Here is a 21,074-nt window from a genome sequence, read left to right on the forward strand (position 1 = left end):
TTAACCAGCCACCTTTCCCATCAAATAAACAACGGTGAAGATGAAGACCCAGACAACGTCGATAAAGTGCCAATACATGGCGGAGATGTACACTTTGGGCGCGGTAACGACCGTAAGCCCTTTTTTGAACACTTGCCCGATGACAAGCGCGATCCAGACAACCCCGAACGCTACGTGAGCGCCGTGGAAACCGACAAGCGTGTAGAACGAGGAGCTGAATGCGCTCGTCGTAAACTTGTGGCCTTCATGCACGTACTCGACGAACTCGTAAATTTCAAGGCCAAGGAAGGCGAGACCAAGAAGAATGGTAACGATCAGCCAAGTGACCATCGACTTCTTGTTGTGGTGATGCATCGCTTGAACCGCGAATACGCTCGTCAAGCTGGACGTAAGCAGGATCATGGTCGCCCCGAATACCATCGGAAGCTGGAACAGCTCCCCGGCCGTAGGGCCGTCGCCGACGCTGTGACGCAAAGCCAGGAACGCCGCGAACAGCGTACCGAACAAGACGACTTCCGCTCCGAGGAACAGCCAGAAGCCCAAGATTTTATTGCGGGCGTCCAGAGTCGCCTTCTCCGGCTCATGAGGCAAGTGCCCTTCTGCGTGGTCATGTGCACTCATGCTTGCACCCCCTTATCTTGCTCTTCCGGTTCGATGTGGAAGCCGTGATCGTCGACCAAGGAACGGACAACCATGCAGCCGAGCGTAATCGCCAAGCCAACGCCTGCAACAATCAGTTGGTCATACATAAATCCGAATCCCGCGATAAACAATCCGACACTCATAATGAACGGCAAGATCGACGGAGACGGCATATGAATCGATCCGACCGGTTCGGCTGGCGTCATTGCAGTCTTCCCTTCCATCTTTTCCTTCCACCATGCATCGTATCCGCGAACGAGCGGAGTTTGCTTAAAGTTATATTCCGGCGGAGGCGAAGGAATCGTCCACTCGAGCGAACGTCCGTCTTCCCACGGATCGTTAGAAGCATTGCGCGGCTTCGCCCAAGTAACGAAGATGTTGATCAGGAACACGATCGTTCCGATTCCCATCAAGATCGCGCCGATCGTACTGATGAAGTTCATATCGTCGTAGCCTTGCCCGCCCAGGTACGTGTATACGCGGCGAGGCATGCCCAGCAAGCCAAGGAAGTGCTGAACGAAGAACGTCAAGTGGAAGCCGATGAAGAACGTCCAGAACGTAATCTTGCCGAGCGTCTCGTTCAGAATGCGTCCGAACATTTTCGGCCACCAGTAGTGCAGACCCGCGAAAATACCGAGGATCAGACCGCCGACGATAACGTAGTGGAAGTGAGCGACGACGAAGTACGTATCATGGTACTGGTAATCAGCCGGCGCGGAAGCGAGCATGACACCCGTTACGCCGCCCATAACGAAGGTCGGAATAAATCCGATCGCGAACAGGTTCGCCGTTGTGAACCGAATCGAACCGCCCCAGAGCGTGAACAGCCAGTTGAAAATTTTAACCCCGGTCGGAACTGCGATCAACATCGTCGCGATCGAGAACAGACCGTTAGCTACCGGACCAAGGCCCGTAGTGAACATGTGGTGAGCCCACACCATGAATCCGAGGAACGCGATCAAGACGGTCGCGAACACCATGGAGCTGTAACCGAACAGACGCTTGCGGGAGAACGTGCTGACGACTTCGGAAATGATTCCGAACGCCGGAAGAATAAGGATGTAAACCTCCGGGTGACCGAACACCCAGAAAATATGCTCCCAGAGTACGCCGTTACCGCCATTGGCGACATCGAAGAAATTCGCGTTGAACAACCGGTCGAACATGAGCGCGACCAGACCTACCGTCAAGGCAGGGAAAGCGAATACGATCAGCGCGGACGTGATGAAGATCGCCCAAGTGAACATCGGCAGTCTCATGAACGTCAGGCCCGGAGCCCGCATGTTGATGATCGTTGCCATGAAGTTGATACCGCCGAGCAGTGTACCGATCCCGGCGATCTGCAAACCTAGAACGTAGTAATCGACTCCGTGTCCTGAGCTGTAGATCGAACCGGCGAGCGGAACGTAGGACGTCCACCCCGCATCGGGAACCGCTCCTGCGAACCAGCTCAGGTTAAGCAGCACTCCTCCGAAGAAGAACGTCCAGAAGCCAAGCGAGTTCAAGAACGGGAACGCAACGTCGCGCGCACCGATCTGCAGCGGGATAACCGCGTTCATCAGCGCGAACAACAGCGGCATTGCCGCAAGGAAGATCATCGTTGTTCCGTGCATCGTAATCAATTCGTTAAAAGTATCTCCGGCGACGACATCATTCATCGGCTTAAGCAGCTGAATCCGAATGATGATCGCCTCCAATCCGCCGATCAGGAAGAAGAAGAATCCCGCGATAAAGTACAGGATGCCGATCTTCTTGTGGTCAACGGTCGTTAGCCAATCCATCAAGCCGCTATAGCGCTTGACCTTGTGTCCATGTGCATGTGCTGCTGCCAAGGCCACGTACCTCCTTCAGTTCCCGCTGATTAATAGTCAAGCTTATATTCAGCCAAATACTTGGCAATACCGGCAATCTCTTCTTCGGTCAGACCGGTGTCTTCCGCTCCCGGCATCATCGCGCCTTTCTTGATGCCTTGAGGGTCCGTGATCCAGTCTTTCAGATGCTGCTCGACACCGCCGCCTTCATCGTTGAACAGGAAGCCGCCAACCGTCTCGCGACCGCCGATGCCGGTCAGGTTCGGAGCGCTGTTGCCGCCGTTCTCTCCTACAGCGTGGCAGCTGAGGCATTGCGAAGTGAATTTCTCCGCGAGTTCCGCGTCGGCAGGCATAACCGCAGGAGCCTTCATTGCCGCCACCCAGCGGTCGAAGGATTCCTGGCTGACTGCTTTCGCCTTGAAGTCCATCAGAGCGTGGGAAGGTCCGCACAGCTCCGCGCACTTGCCGCGGAACACGCCTTCCTTAGGAAATTCCAGGAACATTCTGTTCGTGGAGCCGGGGTTGGTGTCCATTTTACCGCCGATCGAAGGAATCCAGAACGAGTGCTTAACGTCGGCCGCGGCCAGCTCGAACGAAATCTTCTTGCCCGTCGGAACGATCAAGTCCTGGGCGGTCGTAATGCCGTAGTCGGTGTACTCGAACTCCCACCAGTACTGGTGAGCCGTAACCTTGACCTGAACGGCGTCCTTGTCTTTGCTGTAATCTTTGGCCAAGCCGAAAACGTGCTGAATGGTCGGAACGCCCAAGATCAGAAGCAGGACGATCGGAATAACCGTCCAGATAACTTCCAGCTTGTGGTTTCCTTCCACTTGTTCTGGAATCGCTTTATCGCCTTGCTTGCGGCGAAACCGGATCAGAACGTAAATACAAATAGCGAACACGACGACAACGACCAATGCCATGATGCCAATGGACAGTTTCATCAATTCGAATTGTTTCTCAGCTACAGGTCCTTGCGGATTCAGAGTTGAGAGGTCTTCTCTTCCACATGCCGTCAGCAACAGCACGAGCCCCGTCAGCAGCGGCAGCAACCGCTTCATTACAGGCCACCGTTTCATCATATCAACCCCATTTTGACATTTTCATAGAAAACCGTTTGCCTGTCCGGCAGACGCTCCCCCTATGTACACGCTGTTGGACCAAGCAACAAACGCATTTCAAGCCTCGAGTCCGAAAAAACTCCGAAAAAGTCCGCAATTCGGCGATTTTCCAAACTCCTACCTACAAGCACTCTAATAAATATAAAGATTGTTCCGCCTTCTTGTCAATGTTCACAGAACAGTTCACAAATTGTTCTCAAAACTGTCAAAAAGGCCGTCGTTCTAAGGATTTCGTACTTTCGTGCGATCTTCGGAACCGCATTCGCTCTTGGCATCGGATCGCCTGGGCCAAGGACACGGCCGTATTTCGTCCTCTCCCTTCTTTTTGCCATTTCCCCCGATTTTTATGTGCGGTTCCGCGCGCATACTTTGCCCGCTTCGATCGAAGCCTATTCGATAACGATTTGTCAAGGAGGGTTGTCAATGACATTCGCAAAACGTTTATGCTTGCTCGCCGGGATCGCTATGCTGGTCGCGCTGCTCCCCGCCTGCAATTACAAATCCTATTTCCAGAAGAGCACGCAGGATTACGCGAGCCGAACCGCGGACGATCCGAAGATGTCTCAAGCCCGCTCCTTCGGAGCGCGAACCGCGAACCCGAAGCAGCATGAAAACCGCTATTTCGAATTCAGTTCCGCGCTTTCGAACAAAGTGGCTTCTCTGCCCGGCATCAACACCGCTCTCGTGTTCCTGACGGATAAAAACGCGTACGTGGCCATCATGACCGATTGGTCGGCGACCGGAACCGAAGCGACCGGAGGCCCGCGCTCCCACGAGCAGGACAACACGGGAACGACCGAAGGCGTCTATAACGTCAGCAACGGCAGTCCGAAATGGGACAATCGCCAGGTCGCCACGCCTTACAATTCGTACTTCACGCACAAGGATACGAGCGATCTGTCCACCGAGCTGCGCCAAGTGATCGGAACGACCGTCCGCGAGCAGTTCCCGCGGGCCCAGGAAGTGCACATCTCCGCGAACCGCGAATTCGTCAACCAGTCGCTCGAATTCGCCAAACAGGCTTGGCTGAAAAAGCCGCTAGCTCCGCTGACGAAGGACTTCAATACGCTTGTCCAGTATACGTTCGGGACCGGCGACGAAATTCCGCTTCCTCTCTATTTAAAAATGAAGCCGAATCCTTAACGCTCGGCAAGGTTCTTCATCCCGCAGCCTCGTCCCCGAGAATCGCCGCCTTTCTAAGACGGCGTCCCGGGGGGGCGAGGTTATTACAGCGTCAGAATGAGCGGCCCTTCGGGCGCGATTGCCACCGTGTGCTCGAACTGGGCTGCCCATCCGCCGTCCATCGTCATAACCGACCAGCCGTCCTCCGCGATATAGACTTCGGACTCCTTCTCCGTCAGCATCGGTTCGATCGTGATGACCATGCCTGCTTTCAGAGGCGTCCCCGTGCCGGCTTCGCCGACATGCGGCACTTCCGGAGGCTCGTGCATCGCCCTGCCGATGCCGTGCCCCCCGAACTGCGATACGACGCCGTATGCTCCCGCCGCATCCCGCACCGCCGCGGCGATGTCGCCTATTCGCTTGCCGGGAGCGGCGGCGGCGATTCCGTTCATCGTTGCCCGGTAGGCGGCTCGCCTCAACCGATCGGCCGCTTCCGACACCGAGCCGACCGAATACGTCCATGCCGTATCCGCCATCCAGCCGTCCAGCTCGACGACGAAATCGAGCGTGACCAGATCCCCTTCCCTCAGCCTTCTTCCGTCCGGCATCCCGTGACAGACGCAATCGTTGACCGCCGTGCAGATCGCATACGGATAGCCGTGATACCCCTTCTGCGCCGGGAGCGCGCCGTGCTCCCGCATGTACCTCTCGGCGAACCTGTTCAGATCCAGCGTCGATATGCCCGGCTTCGCAAGATTGCCCAATCTGCGCCTAAGCCTGCCCGCCAGACGACCGGCCTTGGCGATGCCGGCCAGTTCCTCGCGGCTGCGAATCGCGATTCCCTTCGGCCTTTTTCCGTTCCCGCTCACCCCTCCGCCTCCCCTGATCGCGTTTCCTTATTTATATTCAAGAGCGAAGCGACGCGGGATTCCGCCGATGCAAAAAACGGCCCGGAGAGACGCGTCTTGCGCCCTCCAGGCCGATTGTCCGCTCGCGCCTACGAGGCGGGAGTGTTCAATTTAGTCAACTCGCGTTCCACGAGCACCGTCAATTCGTCTTCGTATCCACCGGTGATCCGGTATTTGCGGATGTAATCTTTAACAAACTTGCGTGGATCCTTGGGCCGGAAAATTCTAGTAAGTTCTCGCAAACTTTCTTGAACCTCGTTGTGGCTGCGTTTGGCCATGCAATTCCCTCCCAGTGGAATGGATTCCGTTCCCGCATTACCCGGAACGGAGGCGGTATTACGCCACCCGGAGAACCCAAAGCATAAACGGCAGTCGCCACATACGGCGACTTGGGCTTACGTTCGAGACGATTCGGAGAAGAATGGAGATTAGGTGCTTCCCTGAATCTCTTGCAAGGGTTCTTCCTTCAAACTCGATGTTCCACCGCTAGTTGCCGTATAAGAAAACGTTCCTGCATTTTCTGATTATACCATTTATCAGTTGGGGGATAAAGCACAAAACGCACAGCCCTTGACAGTTGCCCAAGATACGGGAATTCCGCCCGCGGCTAATTCCGCTCTGCGTCCCTCACTTCGAACCAGTGCCGTTCGCCCGACAAGGAGAAGCGATCTCCCGAACGCAGCTCGTATTTATGCCCCGGCTTCAGTCGCTCTCCGCCTTGCAGGAACGTGCCGTTAGAAGAGCCGTTGTCTTCGAGAACGAACACGCGCGAGTCCTCCACGTATCTGAGCGTGCAGTGAACCCTGCTGATGTCCGTCGCCTCGTAAGGGAACAAGATCCCGCAGCGAGCCGGATCCCTTCCGAACGTCAGCCTGCGGTTCAGGACGCGGTAGCAGCTTCCCTCATGCTCTCCTTCCACGCCGCACAGCATCGGCTCCCCGATTGCGGCGGCTTCCGCCGCGCCGGAAAGCGTAAGCAGTTGGGTCATCGGAATCGTGTAATCGGTCAGCGCGTGCTCCTCGGCGTCTTCTTCGTTCGCGGTCGCTTCCTCGTCGTTCCAGTCCGGCAGTCTTTGATCGTCCGCCAGCTCGGACTCCTTCATGGCGGCCTCGGCCGCTTCGATCGTTTCCCTGCCCTTCACCGTCAGTTGCAAAAAGGCAACGACCGCGAACACCGCGACGGCAATTCCGATTCCGAGCGCCGCGAGCAGCGGCAGAGTGCCTATCTGCGCGGCCGCGTTGACGGCCCGCATCTCGGACGCGAACGCCCTGCCGGGCAGCAAGAGCGCCCCCGCTCCCGCGATTGCGGCAAGGAAAGGCTCACAGGACCGTCGTCCTTCGCGGAACTTCAAAGGCCCCCTCTCTCTTTGCGATCTGTTTTGTTCCGCCAACCTGCTCACCTCCGGCCGCCCTCATATTGTAAACGCTTTCCTCAATGATCAGAAAGGAAAATGATACAGGACGCATATGCAAATATTATATCGAAAAAAGAACGAGCCTTCAATTGCGGGCAACCAATTTTTAGGTCAAATTTAAATTCTTTTCCTCCCCCTCCTCCCGGAGCTTGCGCCGGATGACTTTGCCGATCAGCGACAGCGGCAGGCTGTCCCTGAACTCGTAGCTTCTGGGTATCTTGTAGGCCGCGAGCCGTTCTCTGCACCACCGGTCAAGCTGCATCTCCGACACCTGCCAGCCGTCCTTCACGACGACGAACGCTTTGACCGTCTCTCCGCGATAAGCGTCCGGCACTCCGAGCACCGAAGCCTCCTTGACGGCCGGATGCTCGAACAGCACCTCTTCGACCTCCCTCGGATAGACGTTGTACCCTCCCGCCAGAATGATGTCCTTTTTCCGATCGATGATCGTAAAATAGCCTTCCTCATCCATCGTTCCGATATCCCCCGTGCGCAGCCATCCGTCCTTCAGCACTTCCGCCGTCTCGTCCGGCCGGTTCCAATACCCTTTCATCACCTGCGGGCCTCGAACGACCACCTCTCCGATCTCCCCGGGCTCCAGCGGCTCCAGGTCGTTCTCTCCGACGATCCGTGCGTCCGTGTCGGGAAGAGGAAGGCCGATCGTACCGTTTTTGCGGAAACCCCAGACCGGATTGCAGTGCGTTACCGGCGAAGCTTCCGTCAAGCCGTAGCCTTCGATCAGCTTGCCTACCGTCGACCGTTCGAATTTCTCCTGCACTTCACGCGGCAACGGAGCCGCTCCGCTGACGCAGAGCCGGACTGACGCGAATTCTCCTTCCTTCGTCATCGGATGGTTGAGCAGCGCAATGTACATCGTCGGCGCTCCGGGAAATACCGTCGGCTTGCGGCGACGGATCGTCTCCAGCACCATCTTCGGCTCGAACCGGGGAATGAGCAGCAGCGTTCCCGCCTGGCCGACGGCCTGGTTGAGCAGCACGGTCAGACCGAATACGTGAAACATCGGAAGCGCGGCCAGATACCTCTCCTTGCCGACTTCGAGCCGGTAACACCACGCGTTCACCTGCTGCGTATTCGCCAGCAGATTGGCGTGCGTCAGCATGACGCCCTTCGGCCTGCCCGTCGTCCCCCCGGTGTATTGGAGCATCGCCAAATCCTCGTCGGCATTCACCTCCTCGCAGATCTCCAGAGCTTTGCCCTGACCGACGAACGCCGACCAGCGCTTCACCCCTTCTCCCTTGTAGTCGACCTTCAGATTCGGGTACTCCTTGCGCCGTTTAATCGGATAGAGCAGGTTTTTGGGAAAAGGCAGTCCGTCCGACAGGGAAGTGACAATGACATGACGCAAGTCGGTGTTCTCCCGGGCTTTGGCGACGCGGGGCATGAGCAGGTCGAGGACGACAAGCACGGTCGCGCCGCTGTCGGCCAACTGGTGATGAAGCTCCCTCTCCGTATAGGTCGGATTCGTCTGAACGATAATCGCCCCCGCCATCAATGCGCCGTAATAAGCGATGACGGCCTGCGGACAGTTCGGCAGCATGATGGCGACGCGGTCCCCTTTGGCCAGGGGGAGCGCCTTCAGAGCGTTCGCCATTTTGCGGCTTTGCCGCAGCAGTTCCTTATACGTATATCTCCTCCCGAGAAAATCGAGCGCCTCGTTGTCGGGATAAGCCCCCGCGGCGTCGATCAGAAGCTTGGCGATATTGCGCTTCGGGTACTCGTAAGAGGGCTTTACCTGAAGCGGATATTTCTGATGCCAGGGCCTTGCGGCCGAACGAACATCGGATTCTTCGCTCATGCTGCGCTCCTCCTCGTTTTTTATAGGCTAACATAGGCTTCCGCCGCGACGACGCGCGCGGCTATTCGTTTGCGCAAGACCGCCGTATCCCCGGGGACGAGACGAAGCAGGCGCTTGAGCACCGACAGCTGCAGACGAAGCGGATCGCCCCGCTCCAGCGACGCCAGCACCTCGCGCGAACGCGCTCCCGCCCGCTCGGCCGCTTGTTCCGCGAACAGAGCCGTCATATCGGCCGGATTGGCAGCCTCGGAACTCCTTGACAGTCCCAGCTTGCGAGTGCGAAGGAGGGCGCTCTCCAGCGCATAGATGTCGATCATCGCGTCCGCGAGCGAGGCTACGATCGTCTGCTCCCTCTCCAATCTCAAGCCGTGCTTCTGCACCGCGAGTCCTCCGACCATGAGGAACGTTTTCTTGAGCGCCGATAGAACGGCCGTCGGCTTCGCCAAAGGATCGGCCGCGGAAGAAGGGGTTAGCGGAAGAGGGGACGGGTTCAGCAGCTCCTCCTGAAGCGACTGGGCCGCCTCGATCAAGGGCAGGTCTCCTCTGAGCGCCCGTTTCAGCAGGGCGGCGGGGATGAGCAGCCGGTTGATCTCGTTCGTCCCTTCGATAATGCGGTTAACGCGCGCGTCGCGGTAGATTCTCTCGACCTTGTATTCCCGGACGTAGCCGCGGCCGCCATAGATCTGGAAGGCCTCGTCGGCGACGAAGTCGAGCGCTTCGGAAGCGAATACTTTGTTGACGGAACATTCCAGCGCGTATTCCCCGATCGCCATCGCCGTTATTTTCCCGCCATCCGGACTGTCGAGATCGGCTCCGGACAACGCCTCGTCGAGCAACCCCGCCGTTCGGTACACCATGCTTTCAGCGACGAAGGCGCGCGCGTTCATCTCCGCCAGCTTGGCTCCGATGAGCGGAAACGAAGAGATCGCCTTGCCGAACTGCTTTCTCCGGTTCGCGTGGGCGGAGGCAAGCGCGATTGCTTCCTTCATGCCGCCGAGACAACTGGCCGCCAGCTTGAAGCGGCCGAGATTCAGAATGTTGAAGGCGATCAGATGGCCTTTGCCGACCTCGCCCAGCAGATGGTCCGCCGGAACGCGCGCATCTTCGAAGAAGAGCGGACAGGTCGAAGTTCCGCTAATCCCCATCTTGTCTGCCTCGGGGCCGATCGTAAAACCCGGAGTCCCCCGTTCGACGACGAAAGCGCTGAACTGCAAGCCGTCCACCTTCGCGTAGACGACGAACAGATCGGCGAAGCCGGCGTTCGTAATGTACAGCTTGGAACCGCTCAGCACGTAATGCGTTCCGTCCAGGCTCAGCGTCGCGGACGTTCGAACGCCGAGCGCGTCCGAACCGGATTCGGGTTCGGTCAGACAGGAGGCGGCAATCAGCTCCCCGGCGACGAGTCTCGGAAGCCAGCGCGCTTTCTGCGCCGGCGTGCCGAAGAGCGCGATCGGCAGCGTGCCGTTGCCTGCATGCGCCGCGAAGGACAATGCGAACGACGGGGCGGGAGCCAGCTTCTCCGCGAGCAGCGCGGCGCCGGTATTGTTCGGCCCCAGGCCTCCGCAGGCTTGGGGCACGACGGCTCCGAGCAGGCCGTTCTCCCCCGCTTGGCGAATTAGCCGAACCGTCAGCCCGTAATCCGCCTTCTCAATGTCGGCGTCGAAGGGCAGAACGTCCCGCTCCACGAACGCCGTCGCCGCATCCGCGAGCTGTCGCTGCTCTTCCGTAATATCTTCGGGAGTCGCGATATGCCGCGGCTCCGCATCGTCGACGACGAACCTTCCTCCTCCACGGACCGGCTCTGCCACCGCCGTCGCCTCCTTTCCTCGCTTCGATTCGCCGAAGCCGCAGGCTCACATAGCTTCGAAAACGCCGGCCGCTCCCATTCCGCCCCCTACGCACATCGTCACAACGCCGTAACCGCCGCCCAGCCTGAGCAGCTCGTGCAGCAGCGTCACGGTCAGCTTGGCGCCTGTGCAGCCGAGCGGATGGCCAAGCGCGATCGCTCCGCCGTTCGCGTTTACGAGCTCCGGATCGATCTCCAGCCGGTCGATAACGGGGACGCATTGAGCCGCGAACGCCTCGTTGATCTCCCAGAGCGAGATTTGCTCCGGCGTCAGCCTCGCCTGCCTCAGCGCCAGCGGCACGGCTTCGACCGGACCGAGGCCCATAATCTCCGGCGGCAATCCCGCGACTGCGTACGCCCGGAACGCGGCCAGCGGCCGAACGCCGAGGCTGTCGGCCTTCTCCCGGCTCATCAGGACGAGCGCTGCCGCTCCGTCGCTGTACGGCGACGAGTTGCCCGCGGTCACCGTCCCGTTCACAGAGAAGGCCGGCTTGAGCGCCGCGAGCTTCTCCATCGTCGTATCGGGGCGCACGCACTCGTCCTGAGCGACGGTGATCGGCCGCTCAATCGGCTCGCCCGTTGCCGGGCGCGGCTCGACGACGGCGGTCGCGATAGGCATCAGTTCGTCGTCAAATCTGCCGGATGCGGCCGCTTGCGCCGCTTTGCGATGGCTGTCCGCGGCGAAGCGATCCTGCATCTCCCTCGTCACGCCGCACCTCTTGGCGACCAGCTCCGCCGTATGGCCCATCGCCATGTACGCCGCGGGCATCGCTTCGCATAGGCCGGGATGCGGAGACGGTCTGAACCCCATCATCGGCACCCGGCTCATGCATTCCACGCCGCCGGCGACCACCGTATCCGCGAGCCCGCTCCGGATTGCCGCGGCCGCTTGCGCGATCGCCTGCAGGCCGGATGCGCAGAAGCGATTAACCGTAACCGCGGGCACCTCGACGGGAAAGCCGGCAAGCAGCGTGATAAGCCGCGCGACGTTCATCCCCTGCTCGCCTTCCGGCATCGCGCAGCCCAGCACCACGTCTTCGACGTCCTCCGGCCGCAGACCCGGCACTCGGCTTACCGCCTCCCGCAGCACCGCCGCTCCCAAATCCTCCGGACGCGTCTGCGCGAAGCCGCCCTTCTTCCCGCGCCCGACCGCCGTGCGAACCGCCGACACGATGACGGCTTCCCTGCCCTTCATCCCTCTCTCCTCCTCGCCGCTCCGCCTATTCCGCTCGAAGGCGCTCCCCATGCCTTCGGACTCCCGCTCGCCTCGTCCGACCCGCCTCAGTTGCGAAGCGGCTTTCCCGTCGCCAGCCAATGCCGCATCCGCGCCTGCGTCAGCGGCTCTCCGCACAGGCTAAGGAACGCCTCCCGCTCCAGGTCGAGCAGCCGCTGCTCGCTCACCTCCATCCCCGCCGGCACGCTGCCGCCGGTCAGCACGTCAGCCAGCTTGCCGGCAATGCGCGCGTCGTGCTCGGAGATATAGCCGCCTCGCCGCATCGTGGAGACAGCCGTCTTCAGAACCGCCGCCGTCTCCCGGCCTCCGACCGCAACGCGCCGATCCCGCTCCGGAACGGCGCAACCTCTGCGCTCCAGCTCCAGCACCGCGTTCTTCGCCTCGTAGATTCGCGTCTCGTCGCGCAGGACGACCGTATCGCCTCCCCTCCAATAGCCGAGGCGCTTCACGTCGCAACCGCTCTCCGATACCTTGGACCGCGCGATCGACTCGAACAGCCGCATCAACGGCTGCGTCGCATCGTCCAGCCCTGCTTCATCGGCCCGCTCCCTCGCCAGGACGGCCGAAGCCAGACAGCCTCCCCCGGCCGGAATCAGCCCCGCTCCCGTCTCGACGAGGCCGAAATACGTCTCCGCCGCATACAGCGTCCGATCCGCCGATAGACAGATCTCCGCCCCGCCTCCGAACGCCTTCCCGTGCGGAGCGGCAACGACCGGACGCGGCAGCCTGCGCAGCGTCCGCACGCTCTCTTGAAGCTCCCGAACCATCAGGTCGATCTCTTCCCACTCGCCGTTCTCCGCTTCCATCAGCAGCAGCATCAAATCCGCTCCGACGCAGAAGTTGCGCCCCTCGTTCGCCAATACCAGTCCGCGCCAGTTGCGCTCCACCTCCTCCGCGGAGCGGCGAACGGCAGCCAGTGCGCCGGGACCAAGCGCGTTATTCGAAGAACGGAATTCGAGACAAGCGACGTCGTCACCCAGATCGATCAGATCCGCTCCGCCCTCCGAGAGGATCGTCCGTCCCCGGTCCCGCTGCGCGCTTAACGAGATTTCCCCCGGCCTCTCCTCGACGTACTTGTAATACCCTTGCGAATAATAGAACTGACTTCCGGCCTTCTTCACATAGAACGAGGCCGTTCCTTTCCCCAGCATGGCCGCTACCGGAGCCGGCACCGCTCTCCCTCTCTCCTCCAGGCGAGCCGCGGTTTCCGCCACGCCCAGCGCGTCCCACAATTCAAAAGGTCCCGCCTCCCAGTCCAAGCCCCACCGCATTGCCCGGTCGATCTCGATCGGGGTGTCGGCAATCTCCCCGAGCTTCTCCGCGGCATAGCACAACGTATCGTCGATCACGTCCCGGACGAAAGCGCCCAGCCGGTCCCGATCCGCCGCCTCCAGCAGCACCCGCAACTTGCCGGCCGTCCCTCCGCCCGCCCGTCTCGCCGCTTCGAGCGTGCGGGAAACGGGCTTGCTCCGCGACACGTAAGCCATCGCCTCCGGGTCCAGCACCCGTATGCGATCTTCCCCGGACGCGGAATCGTCCTCGCGGAAAAAGGCGCCGCCGCTCTTTGCTCCCAGCCACCCCCGTTCCGCCATCCGCTCGATCAACGCCGGATTCGAGAAAGCCGCCGCCTCCAGCGGGTCCGGCACGTTCTCCCTCACATTGCGGCACGCTTGCAAGAACGTATCGAGGCCGACCGAGTCCAGCATGCCGAACGTCGCACTCTTGGGACGCCCGATCAGCGGACCGGTTACCGCCTCCGCCTCGTCGATTGTGAGGCCATATTTCTCCCTTGCTTGCAATGCAGCCAGCAGGGCATACGTTCCGATCCGGTTGGCGATAAAATTCGGCGTGTCCTTCGCCTCCACGACCCCTCTGCCCAGCCGATCCCGGCAGAACAACGCCGTCGCCTCCAACGCCTGCCGATCCGTCTCCTTACCGGGCACCACCTCCAGAAGCTTCCTATATCTCGGAGGGTAGAAGAAATGCGTCACCATCGCATGCTTCCGCAGCTCTTCTCCGCACGAGGAGGCGATCTCATCGATGGACAGCCCCGACGTGCCACTGCTGACAACCATGCCCGGCCTCCATACCGCATCGATGCGCGCCCAGACGCCCATCTTAACGTCCAACCTCTCCGTTACGGCTTCGATCACCCAATCGCATTCGGCAAGCCGTTCGTACTCCCTCTCCCAATCGCAGGTTTCGATCCTTCCGATGGATGCCGGATCGTAGAGCGGGGACGGCTTCGTCCTTTTCAACCTCTCCCGCCCTTCTTCCGCCTTGCTCTCCAGATCGAACAGCAGGCTGGGAATGCCCGCGTTCGCCAACTGCGCGGCAATGGCCGCGCCCATCACCCCCGCTCCGATGACCGCCGCTTTTCGCACGTTCCGCAAGCCGCCTCTCCACCTCCCCGCCGCACCTTGAATCGACTTGATATTGGTAAATTTATTCCGCAAGCCGCTGTGCATATGCCCACATCGGCAAAAAAGGACATATCCGCGTCTATCTCATGCCTGCCCCGGAAGAATTGCTCGGGCAATCCCGATGATCCCTTGGCCGCTCAACCTGCCCAACGCAAAAAAGCCGCCCTCCCCTGATCGGGAGAGCGGCGAATGTCGCGCCTACTGCTGCAAATCTTCGCTGGAAAGTATAATCGCTTCCGCTTGCAGAAGCCATTTGCCGTCGACCTTGACGGCGTCGTTGAGCACGACCGAGCGGCTCTTGAACGTCTGTCCGCCCATCACCGTCTCCGATACCATCTTGACCAGCACAGAAGCGGCGCCCTGCTCGGCATCGTAATCGACGATCGTCACTTGCTCGCTCGTCACGTTAAGCGTTGTCGTCTCGAACATTTGCGCCAACTGTTCCTTCAGCAGCTCTTTCTCCGGGAAGTCGGCTAGCGTCGCGACGTAAGCCTCGGCGTTTTTCTCGTTGGCCGCCTTCACTTGGTCTTCGAACACTTTGCCGATCGCGGCTTTGTCGGCTTCAGGCAGCGTCGCCTGCTGCTCGAACAATCCCGGAATGTTCGTGTACTCGAGTCCGAGCACTTCGACGTTGTAGATCTTCCAAGCGTTCGCGGAATCCTTGTGAAGGGTATAGCGAACTTGCGCGAGGTTGTCCGGAAAGAAGCCTCCGCTGATCTTCTTCGTATCTTCGATAACGAGAACGACAGCTTCTCTCTGGCTGAAAGATTGGATCTTCAACTCGGTGATTTGGGTCTTCGTTTTGGCCTGTTCGAAGTTCGCCCGAACTTCGTCCAAATCCAAGACGGTGTCGTCCGACATCAGCCCGACGATTCCTTCCGCGTCGCCGGCGGCTTCCACGAGCAGCATCTTGCTGAACAGCTCGTTCACGGATGCTTTGTCCGCCGAAGTCGGGCCTTGGAACACGAGCGAGATCGTCTTATCCTTGCCGTTCCACAGCACGTTGTGGTTCGTTAACACGCCCGCGAAGCGAACCCCGATCAGCGTGCGGCCGTCGCGTTCGATAATCTCGCCCGTGCTCGGCACCGTCCGGCCGTTCACGATGGCGATGTCCGCCTCCGCGGAAGCCTGAATCTCGTAATCTTCCGATTCCGCGTACAGGATTTCCGTAGAAGCGTCCAGCTCCGTGCCGTAACCGAGCGCATCGAAGAGAGCGGCATACTCGATGTAGCTTTTGCCTTTCTCGATCAGCAGCCCGCTTCCTACGTCGACGGTTTCGCCGTTGACTTTGATCTTGACGGCCGAAGACTGGCCTGCGGTCGCAGCGGAGGCGGTGCCCGCCATCGTAAACGCCAATACTGCCGAGAACAACACGATTGCCAAACGTTTCAACTGTCGCACCATCTTTCTCTATGTAATGAATAACCGTCTATGAATCTAGTCTATTATAACAGCTAGTTTGGACGGTCTGGCACAAAAGCCGAAATTTTATTCGCCCCGCGCCCGGAAGTCCGGCAGAATTCCAGACCAATGCGGCTATTCGCCAATCAGTTCTTGCAAATCTTTGAGGCTCGGCTTGCGGAAAGTCACTCCGACTTCCGTCTGTCCCCACTTCATGCTTTCGATTTTCAGCGGCTTGGGCAGCTCATCGGCGATCGGGATCACCCGGCTGGACAGCATCGACTTCGGCAGCGGCACACCCTTCATCCTGGCCTCCAGAACGTCGGCGATCACGTTCGGATCTTGCCAGCGCAAGCGATACGTAATCTGCAGTTCGGCGGAAACCCAATCCTTCCACAGCACGTTCAAGTCCGCGATCAACCTATCGCCTTCCTGCGTAAATTCCGCTCCGGTCACGACGATGTCGTTCTCTACGAGAGGATTGTCCGCGAGCGACTTCTTGGCCAGGTTGCCGATGTCCTCGTCCGTCAAGATGAGCTCCAGGGACATCCTTTTGGCCATGTCGATCGCGCGTTCCTTGAGCGGCACCTCCTCATAAGACAGATCGAGAGACCGGTCCGGCTTCACATAATAGAGCGCGCCTACCCCCGCGATGACGGCGAGGAAGACGAGCACGAACAGTCCAATCAACAATTTTTTCATCGCAATCTCCTTTATGAGGTTGTTCAAAAAGCCCGCTTTTGATCACGAAGTATTCCGGGAAGAAGACTCGACATCGAATCTTGAATTCAGCCGGTTCTTCCGGTGCTCACGTAGCTTCCACTACGCTCCGCTCCTCATACCCGGTCTTCATCCAATCTTCTCGGTGCTGAAAACCGGACTTTTTGAACTCTCACTTTATGGTTGACTTCGGGGGAAGAGAGGCGTATAACAATAAATAAATTCAACGACGGGAACAAGTTGTCCGGGCCCTTCGATCTCCAGAGAGTCGGCGAAACGCTGAGAGCCGACGATCGAAAGCCGGTGCAATATCCTCCCCGAGAAGCGGCGCCGAATCCGATTTGCCATTAAGCGCCGACGGTTCCCCCGTTACGGGAAGTCGTATATACTCTATACGACGAGCGAGCGCCCGACGTTGCAACTTCGCTAATGCAAAATCGGGAACGAGGGTGGTACCACGGATAACGATCCGTCCCTTTCCAGGGGGCGGTTTTTTTGTATTCTTATAGCGGTTGCTGAAAAACCGGACTTTTTGAACTTACACTTATACGCTTATATGCCGACGCCGGCAGAAAGGATGATTTCGAAATGAACGCCCGCTCCGAACAATATGCCGTCCAGCTTGCCGATATTCTGAATGCCCACCGCGTTTTGCAGGACGTGATCGCCCCCACTCCTCTGCAGTTGAATCCCGCATTGTCCGCCAAGTTCGGCTGCAATGTGTATTTGAAACGGGAGGATCAACAAGTCGTCCGTTCCTTTAAAATACGGGGGGCTTACTACTTGATCGCCTCGTTGTCCCCGGAAGAGAGAAGCCGGGGCGTCGTCTGCGCCAGCGCGGGCAACCATGCCCAAGGCGTCGCCTACTCTTGCCGCAGGCTGGACATTCCGGGCATGATCTTCATGCCCGCGACCACGCCGAGGCAGAAAATCAATCAAGTGAAGCTGTTCGGGGGAGACAAAGTCGACATCCGCTTGATCGGCGACACGTTCGACGACGCCTATGCGGAAGCCGTGCGCGTCAGCGAGCAGGAAGGCTTGCCGTTCGTCCATCCGTTCGACGACTCCCGGATCATCGCGGGCAATGCCACGATCGGCAAAGAAATCATCGAAGGCGGCGCGCCTTCCATCGATGTGCTGCTTGTGACGATCGGCGGGGGCGGATTGGCGGCGGGCGTCTCGACATATATCAAAGCGATCAGCCCGGCGACCCGCATCATCGGGGTCGAACCGGAAGGAGCGCCCTCCATGCGGCAGGCATTCGAGGAGCAGCAGGTCGTTACGCTCACGGAGATCGACAAGTTCGTGGACGGAGCGGCGGTCAAACGGGTCGGCGAGCTGACGTACGCCGTCTGCCGCGAGCTGCTGGACGACATCGCCGTCGTGCCGGAAGGGCGGGTCTGCACGACGATTCTGGAACTGTACAACGAGCACGCGATCGTCGCCGAGCCCGCCGGGGCGCTTACCGTCGCCGCGCTGTCGGCGATGGACCCGGAGGCGCTGCGCGGCAAGAACGTTGTCTGCGTCATTAGCGGCGGCAACAACGACATCGACCGGATGCAGGAGATCAAGGAGCGTTCCCTCATCTACGAGGGGCTTAAGCATTACTTCATGATCAACTTCCCGCAGAGAGCGGGAGCGCTGCGCGAGTTTCTGGACGACGTGCTCGGCCCCGGCGACGACATCGTCCAGTTCGAGTACACGAAGAAACACAACAAGGAAAACGGACCGGCGCTCGTCGGCATCGAGCTTAAGAGTCCGGAAGACTGCGACGGGCTGCTGGAACGGATGAGGAACAAAGGCTTCCAATTTATCGAGCTCAACAAAGACCCTCTGCTGTTTAATCTGCTGATCTGAGGTTCCGCCAAGCCGGGACTTCTTCCAGAGCCGACGCTGTCCAAGCGTCGGCTTTTATTATATGGTTAACCGCTCGTCCCCCACACGCACGCCTGTCGTCCAGCTCCTCCTCCTCCCCCGTTGCCATCCGTTCTCCCTTTTCGCCCAAACCCTCTTCCTACAAGCGTTTTTTCGCGCGCCGCCGCATAACCGACACCTGATTCGCCAAAAATAATAAGTACGGGTTTCAACGGAATTGACGTGCCGCCTCCTAAGCTTTATCCCGGATTTACACTTGAGGGTTACAGTGGATGGAGAATGATCGTTTCGACTAACCAGACTATGCGAGGTGCGAGCATGATGTATAACCCGCTGAAAGTTTTCATCCTGTACGCCCGTTTCGGAGATGGACATTGGCAAGCCGCGTCCGCGCTGCGGCAGAGCTTCGCCAAACTCGGCAACGTGGAGGTTAAGCTCGTCGATCTGTTGGAGGAGTCGCATCCCGTGCTAAACGGGGTAAGCCGATTCGTCTACCGTAAAAGCTATTCCGTGCTGCCCCAAGCCTACGGCTGGGTGTACCAGCGCACGAAAACGATGAAGCCGGATTCGATGTTCGCCTCGTGGCTGCATTCGTTCGGAGTGCCGGCCTTGCTGAAGATGGTGGAAAAGGAGCGTCCTGACGCCATCGTCCATACGTTTCCGACGCTGGCCTGCCCGCAAGTCATGCACAAGATGCGCCGCAAAATTCCGATGTATAACGTCATTACCGACTTCGATCTGCATCTGCGCTGGGTTCATCCCGCGATCGACAAGTACTATGTCGCGACGGACGATATGCGCCGTCAGCTCTGCGAGCTGGGGATCGAGCCGCATCGGGTTGCCGCGACGGGCATCCCGATCCGTCCCGAGTTCCAGACTCTGTCTGCGGGAACGGCTTTCCCCGTCGGGCGACCGACCATTCTGGTCATGGCCAGCGCGGGAATGGCGCCGGTCCATGCAGCAAGTCTATGCCGCAGCCTGGCCGAGCGATGCGCCGCTCGCGTCGTCGTCGTATGCGGCCGCAACCGGGCGCTTCGTCAAGCGCTCGAGACTCAGCTCGGGGGTAATCCCAACGTTACGATTCTCGGTTACGTGGAGCGAATACAGGATTGGATGGCCGTCGCCTCCGGCATCGTCACGAAGCCCGGCGGGCTGACTCTGTCTGAAGCGATCGCCGCCGGATTGCCGATCTTCCTCTACCGCCCCGTACCCGGGCAGGAATATAACAATGCCCGATATTTGGAAAGCAAAGGAGCCGCCGTCATATGCAGAACGATCGGCCAGTTAACGCAAGCTATAGCGGAACGGCTCGAGAAGCCCCGGCTTCGCGAGCAGATGCTTCAGGCGATCTATTCGCTTCGCAAGCCGGACGCCTCGGATACGATCGCCTTGGATATTGCCCGCCAATTGAATATAATGGAAGTGGTTCCCGCCATCGACAGCGGAAAGCTCAGGCATCGGGACGACTTGTCCCTGGTTCCGGCTTCACCGGAGTTGCAAAGGAGAGCTGCATGTGAGCAAGTCATCCCTTAAATCTCTGCTTCGCACGGATATGCTCCTCTACCTGACCATTCTGTATTTGATCGAATTCGTCAGGGGAGCGGCGCTGATCAGTTTCCTGCCGATCTATGGAGACAAAGCTCTCGGCCTTAATCTCGACGTGATCGGGGCGGCCATTACCGCACACTATTTTACGGATACCGGGCTTAAGCTGGCGATCGGATATTTGCTGGACCGCCTGTCCGTCCGCATGGTCGTCGGCGTCGGCGCTTTGTGCTCCCTGCTGGGCATCGCGGCGCTGCAGTTCGCGGATATCCCATGGGTGTTCATTGCGGCCGCGGCGCTGTACGGGATCGGCATCTCGCCGATTTGGATCGTCTGCCTGACCAAGATCAAGGAAGATCAGCGCGCCACCCAGATGGGATTTCTGTATACGGTCTGGCTGGTCGGCCTCGGCAGCGGACCGGTCGTCATCAACCTGCTGCTGGATTACGATCTGCAGCTCAGCTACTGGGTCATGGTCGGCGTTTCGCTGGCGGCATGGCTTCTTTCCCTCCTGATTAAAGGGGGGAAAAGCATGCACATCGACGTTATGCCGTTCCGCAAGCAGCTTTCCATACTCGGCAGCCGGCTGCGCGAGATGAAGCTGCTGCTGCCCGGCATGGTGCTGCAGACGCTCGGCGCGGGCATGCTTCTCCCTATTCTGCCGAGCTTCGCGGTCAACGCGCTCGACATGACCGCGACTCATTATTCCATTCTGCTGATGATCGGCGGAGGCTGTACGGTCATCGGCCTTATTCCGATGGGCAAGCTGTCCGACGCCTTCGGCAAAAAGTGGTTTCTTATCGTAGGGTTCCTGGCGTTCGGCCTGGTGCTGTTCGCCCTCACCCTGCATCCTCCGCTCGGACTGGCCCTGTTCTGGGCGTTCGTGCTCGGCATTTCCTATGCCGCCGTGCTGCCGGCCTGGAACGCCCTGCTGGCCGCCTATGTTCCTCAAGGCCAGCAGGGGCTAGGATGGGGCGTATTTTCCACGGTGGAGGGCATCGGGGGAATGATCGGACCGGTCATCGGCGGGCTGGTCGCGACCCGGTATACCGAAGCTTCGGTCATCGGCATTGCCGGATTGCTGTTCATCGTAATCAGCGTGTTTTACGTCTTCTTCCCCTTCAGGCTGTTCAGAGGCGAAACCTCGCCCGCCTTGGCGAAGGGAGCGAAATAATCGAAGTCCGCCGGACGGGTCG

General features: G+C 59.3%; 16 protein-coding genes and 1 other annotated feature. Of the genes, 4 read left to right on the forward strand and 12 right to left on the reverse strand.

All coding sequences use genetic code 11. The annotated features are described in order from the left end of the window. The 3 genes from B0G52_RS29640 to coxB all read right to left on the reverse strand — a co-directional run bounded on the left by B0G52_RS29640 (position 1) and on the right by coxB (position 3,535). Positions 1–621, reverse strand: coding sequence for a cytochrome (ubi)quinol oxidase subunit III (locus B0G52_RS29640; RefSeq protein WP_094050042.1), 621 nt, complete (start codon positions 619–621; stop codon positions 1–3). After that, positions 618–2,423, reverse strand: coding sequence for a cytochrome c oxidase subunit I (gene ctaD / locus B0G52_RS29645; protein WP_094050104.1), 1,806 nt, complete (start codon positions 2,421–2,423; stop codon positions 618–620). Before ctaD ends, B0G52_RS29640 begins: the two co-directional genes overlap by 4 nt. Positions 2,424–2,503: 80 nt before the next feature. Next, positions 2,504–3,535 carry a cytochrome c oxidase subunit II gene (gene coxB / locus B0G52_RS29650; RefSeq protein ID WP_094050043.1) on the reverse strand — a complete coding sequence of 344 codons (1,032 nt, stop codon included), beginning with the start codon at positions 3,533–3,535 and terminating at the stop codon, positions 2,504–2,506. A gap of 462 nt (positions 3,536–3,997) precedes the next feature. On the opposite strand from coxB, the gene B0G52_RS29655 reads away from it, so the two are divergent. Beyond that, the gene (locus B0G52_RS29655; RefSeq protein WP_094050044.1) at positions 3,998–4,717 is read left to right on the forward strand and encodes a YhcN/YlaJ family sporulation lipoprotein; all 720 of its coding nucleotides are present in this window, start codon (positions 3,998–4,000) and stop codon (positions 4,715–4,717) included. An 83-nt stretch (positions 4,718–4,800) separates the two neighbouring features. Here B0G52_RS29655 and map read toward each other — a convergent pair whose 3' ends face one another. From map to B0G52_RS29700, 9 genes are all read right to left on the reverse strand, one after another. Further along, positions 4,801–5,565: a type I methionyl aminopeptidase gene (gene map, locus B0G52_RS29660; RefSeq protein WP_198960754.1), complete on the reverse strand. Its 765-nt coding sequence runs from the start codon at positions 5,563–5,565 to the stop codon at positions 4,801–4,803. 128 nt (positions 5,566–5,693) lie between these two features. Further along, complete coding sequence (locus B0G52_RS29665) at positions 5,694–5,882, reverse strand: hypothetical protein (protein ID WP_094050045.1); 189 nt, start codon at positions 5,880–5,882, stop codon at positions 5,694–5,696. Positions 5,883–6,211: 329 nt separating this feature from the next. Further along, a complete protein-coding gene (locus B0G52_RS29670) occupies positions 6,212–6,994 on the reverse strand; it encodes an FHA domain-containing protein (RefSeq protein WP_094050046.1) in 783 nt (260 codons plus the stop codon). 130 nt (positions 6,995–7,124) lie between these two features. Continuing rightward, entirely contained in the window at positions 7,125–8,834 is a 1,710-nt protein-coding gene (locus tag B0G52_RS29675) for a long-chain-fatty-acid--CoA ligase (protein ID WP_094050047.1), read from the reverse strand. 20 nt (positions 8,835–8,854) lie between these two features. Then, entirely contained in the window at positions 8,855–10,642 is a 1,788-nt protein-coding gene (locus B0G52_RS29680; protein WP_094050048.1) for an acyl-CoA dehydrogenase family protein, read from the reverse strand. A 45-nt stretch (positions 10,643–10,687) separates the two neighbouring features. Continuing rightward, a complete protein-coding gene (locus B0G52_RS29685) occupies positions 10,688–11,875 on the reverse strand; it encodes a thiolase family protein (RefSeq protein WP_094050049.1) in 1,188 nt (395 codons plus the stop codon). A gap of 86 nt (positions 11,876–11,961) precedes the next feature. Further along, positions 11,962–14,298 carry a 3-hydroxyacyl-CoA dehydrogenase/enoyl-CoA hydratase family protein gene (locus B0G52_RS29690; protein WP_369827164.1) on the reverse strand — a complete coding sequence of 779 codons (2,337 nt, stop codon included), beginning with the start codon at positions 14,296–14,298 and terminating at the stop codon, positions 11,962–11,964. A gap of 237 nt (positions 14,299–14,535) precedes the next feature. Beyond that, a complete protein-coding gene (locus B0G52_RS29695) occupies positions 14,536–15,729 on the reverse strand; it encodes a stalk domain-containing protein (protein ID WP_158223939.1) in 1,194 nt (397 codons plus the stop codon). A 144-nt stretch (positions 15,730–15,873) separates the two neighbouring features. After that, positions 15,874–16,440 (reverse strand): hypothetical protein, encoded by a 567-nt coding sequence (locus B0G52_RS29700; protein ID WP_094050052.1) that lies wholly within the window; start codon positions 16,438–16,440, stop codon positions 15,874–15,876. 235 nt (positions 16,441–16,675) lie between these two features. Further along, positions 16,676–16,938, forward strand: a binding site (T-box leader). Between the two features lie 108 nt (positions 16,939–17,046). On the opposite strand from B0G52_RS29700, the gene ilvA reads away from it, so the two are divergent. From ilvA to B0G52_RS29715, 3 genes are all read left to right on the forward strand, one after another. Then, positions 17,047–18,315, forward strand: a complete 1,269-nt coding sequence (gene ilvA / locus B0G52_RS29705) for a threonine ammonia-lyase IlvA (RefSeq protein ID WP_094050053.1) — start codon at positions 17,047–17,049, stop codon at positions 18,313–18,315. A 336-nt stretch (positions 18,316–18,651) separates the two neighbouring features. Further along, entirely contained in the window at positions 18,652–19,866 is a 1,215-nt protein-coding gene (locus tag B0G52_RS29710) for an MGDG synthase family glycosyltransferase (protein ID WP_158223940.1), read from the forward strand. Further along, the gene (locus tag B0G52_RS29715) at positions 19,847–21,052 is read left to right on the forward strand and encodes an MFS transporter (RefSeq protein ID WP_369827160.1); all 1,206 of its coding nucleotides are present in this window, start codon (positions 19,847–19,849) and stop codon (positions 21,050–21,052) included. Before B0G52_RS29710 ends, B0G52_RS29715 begins: the two co-directional genes overlap by 20 nt. Positions 21,053–21,074: the final 22 nt, after the last annotated feature.

The sequence above is a fragment of the Cohnella sp. SGD-V74 genome (assembly GCF_003001675.1).
Taxonomy (GTDB): domain Bacteria; phylum Bacillota; class Bacilli; order Paenibacillales; family Paenibacillaceae; genus Cohnella.

Coding starts and splice junctions, on each gene's coding strand:
- ctaD (WP_094050104.1), bottom strand. CDS start 2,423: ATGGATTGGCTAACGACCGTTGACCACAAGAAGATCGGCATCCTGTAC.
- coxB (WP_094050043.1), bottom strand. CDS start 3,535: ATGATGAAACGGTGGCCTGTAATGAAGCGGTTGCTGCCGCTGCTGACG.
- B0G52_RS29700 (WP_094050052.1), bottom strand. CDS start 16,440: ATGAAAAAATTGTTGATTGGACTGTTCGTGCTCGTCTTCCTCGCCGTC.
- ilvA (WP_094050053.1), top strand. CDS start 17,047: ATGAACGCCCGCTCCGAACAATATGCCGTCCAGCTTGCCGATATTCTG.
- B0G52_RS29655 (WP_094050044.1), top strand. CDS start 3,998: ATGACATTCGCAAAACGTTTATGCTTGCTCGCCGGGATCGCTATGCTG.
- B0G52_RS29640 (WP_094050042.1), bottom strand. CDS start 621: ATGAGTGCACATGACCACGCAGAAGGGCACTTGCCTCATGAGCCGGAG.
- B0G52_RS29675 (WP_094050047.1), bottom strand. CDS start 8,834: ATGAGCGAAGAATCCGATGTTCGTTCGGCCGCAAGGCCCTGGCATCAG.
- B0G52_RS29665 (WP_094050045.1), bottom strand. CDS start 5,882: ATGGCCAAACGCAGCCACAACGAGGTTCAAGAAAGTTTGCGAGAACTT.
- B0G52_RS29685 (WP_094050049.1), bottom strand. CDS start 11,875: ATGAAGGGCAGGGAAGCCGTCATCGTGTCGGCGGTTCGCACGGCGGTC.
- B0G52_RS29710 (WP_158223940.1), top strand. CDS start 18,652: ATGATGTATAACCCGCTGAAAGTTTTCATCCTGTACGCCCGTTTCGGA.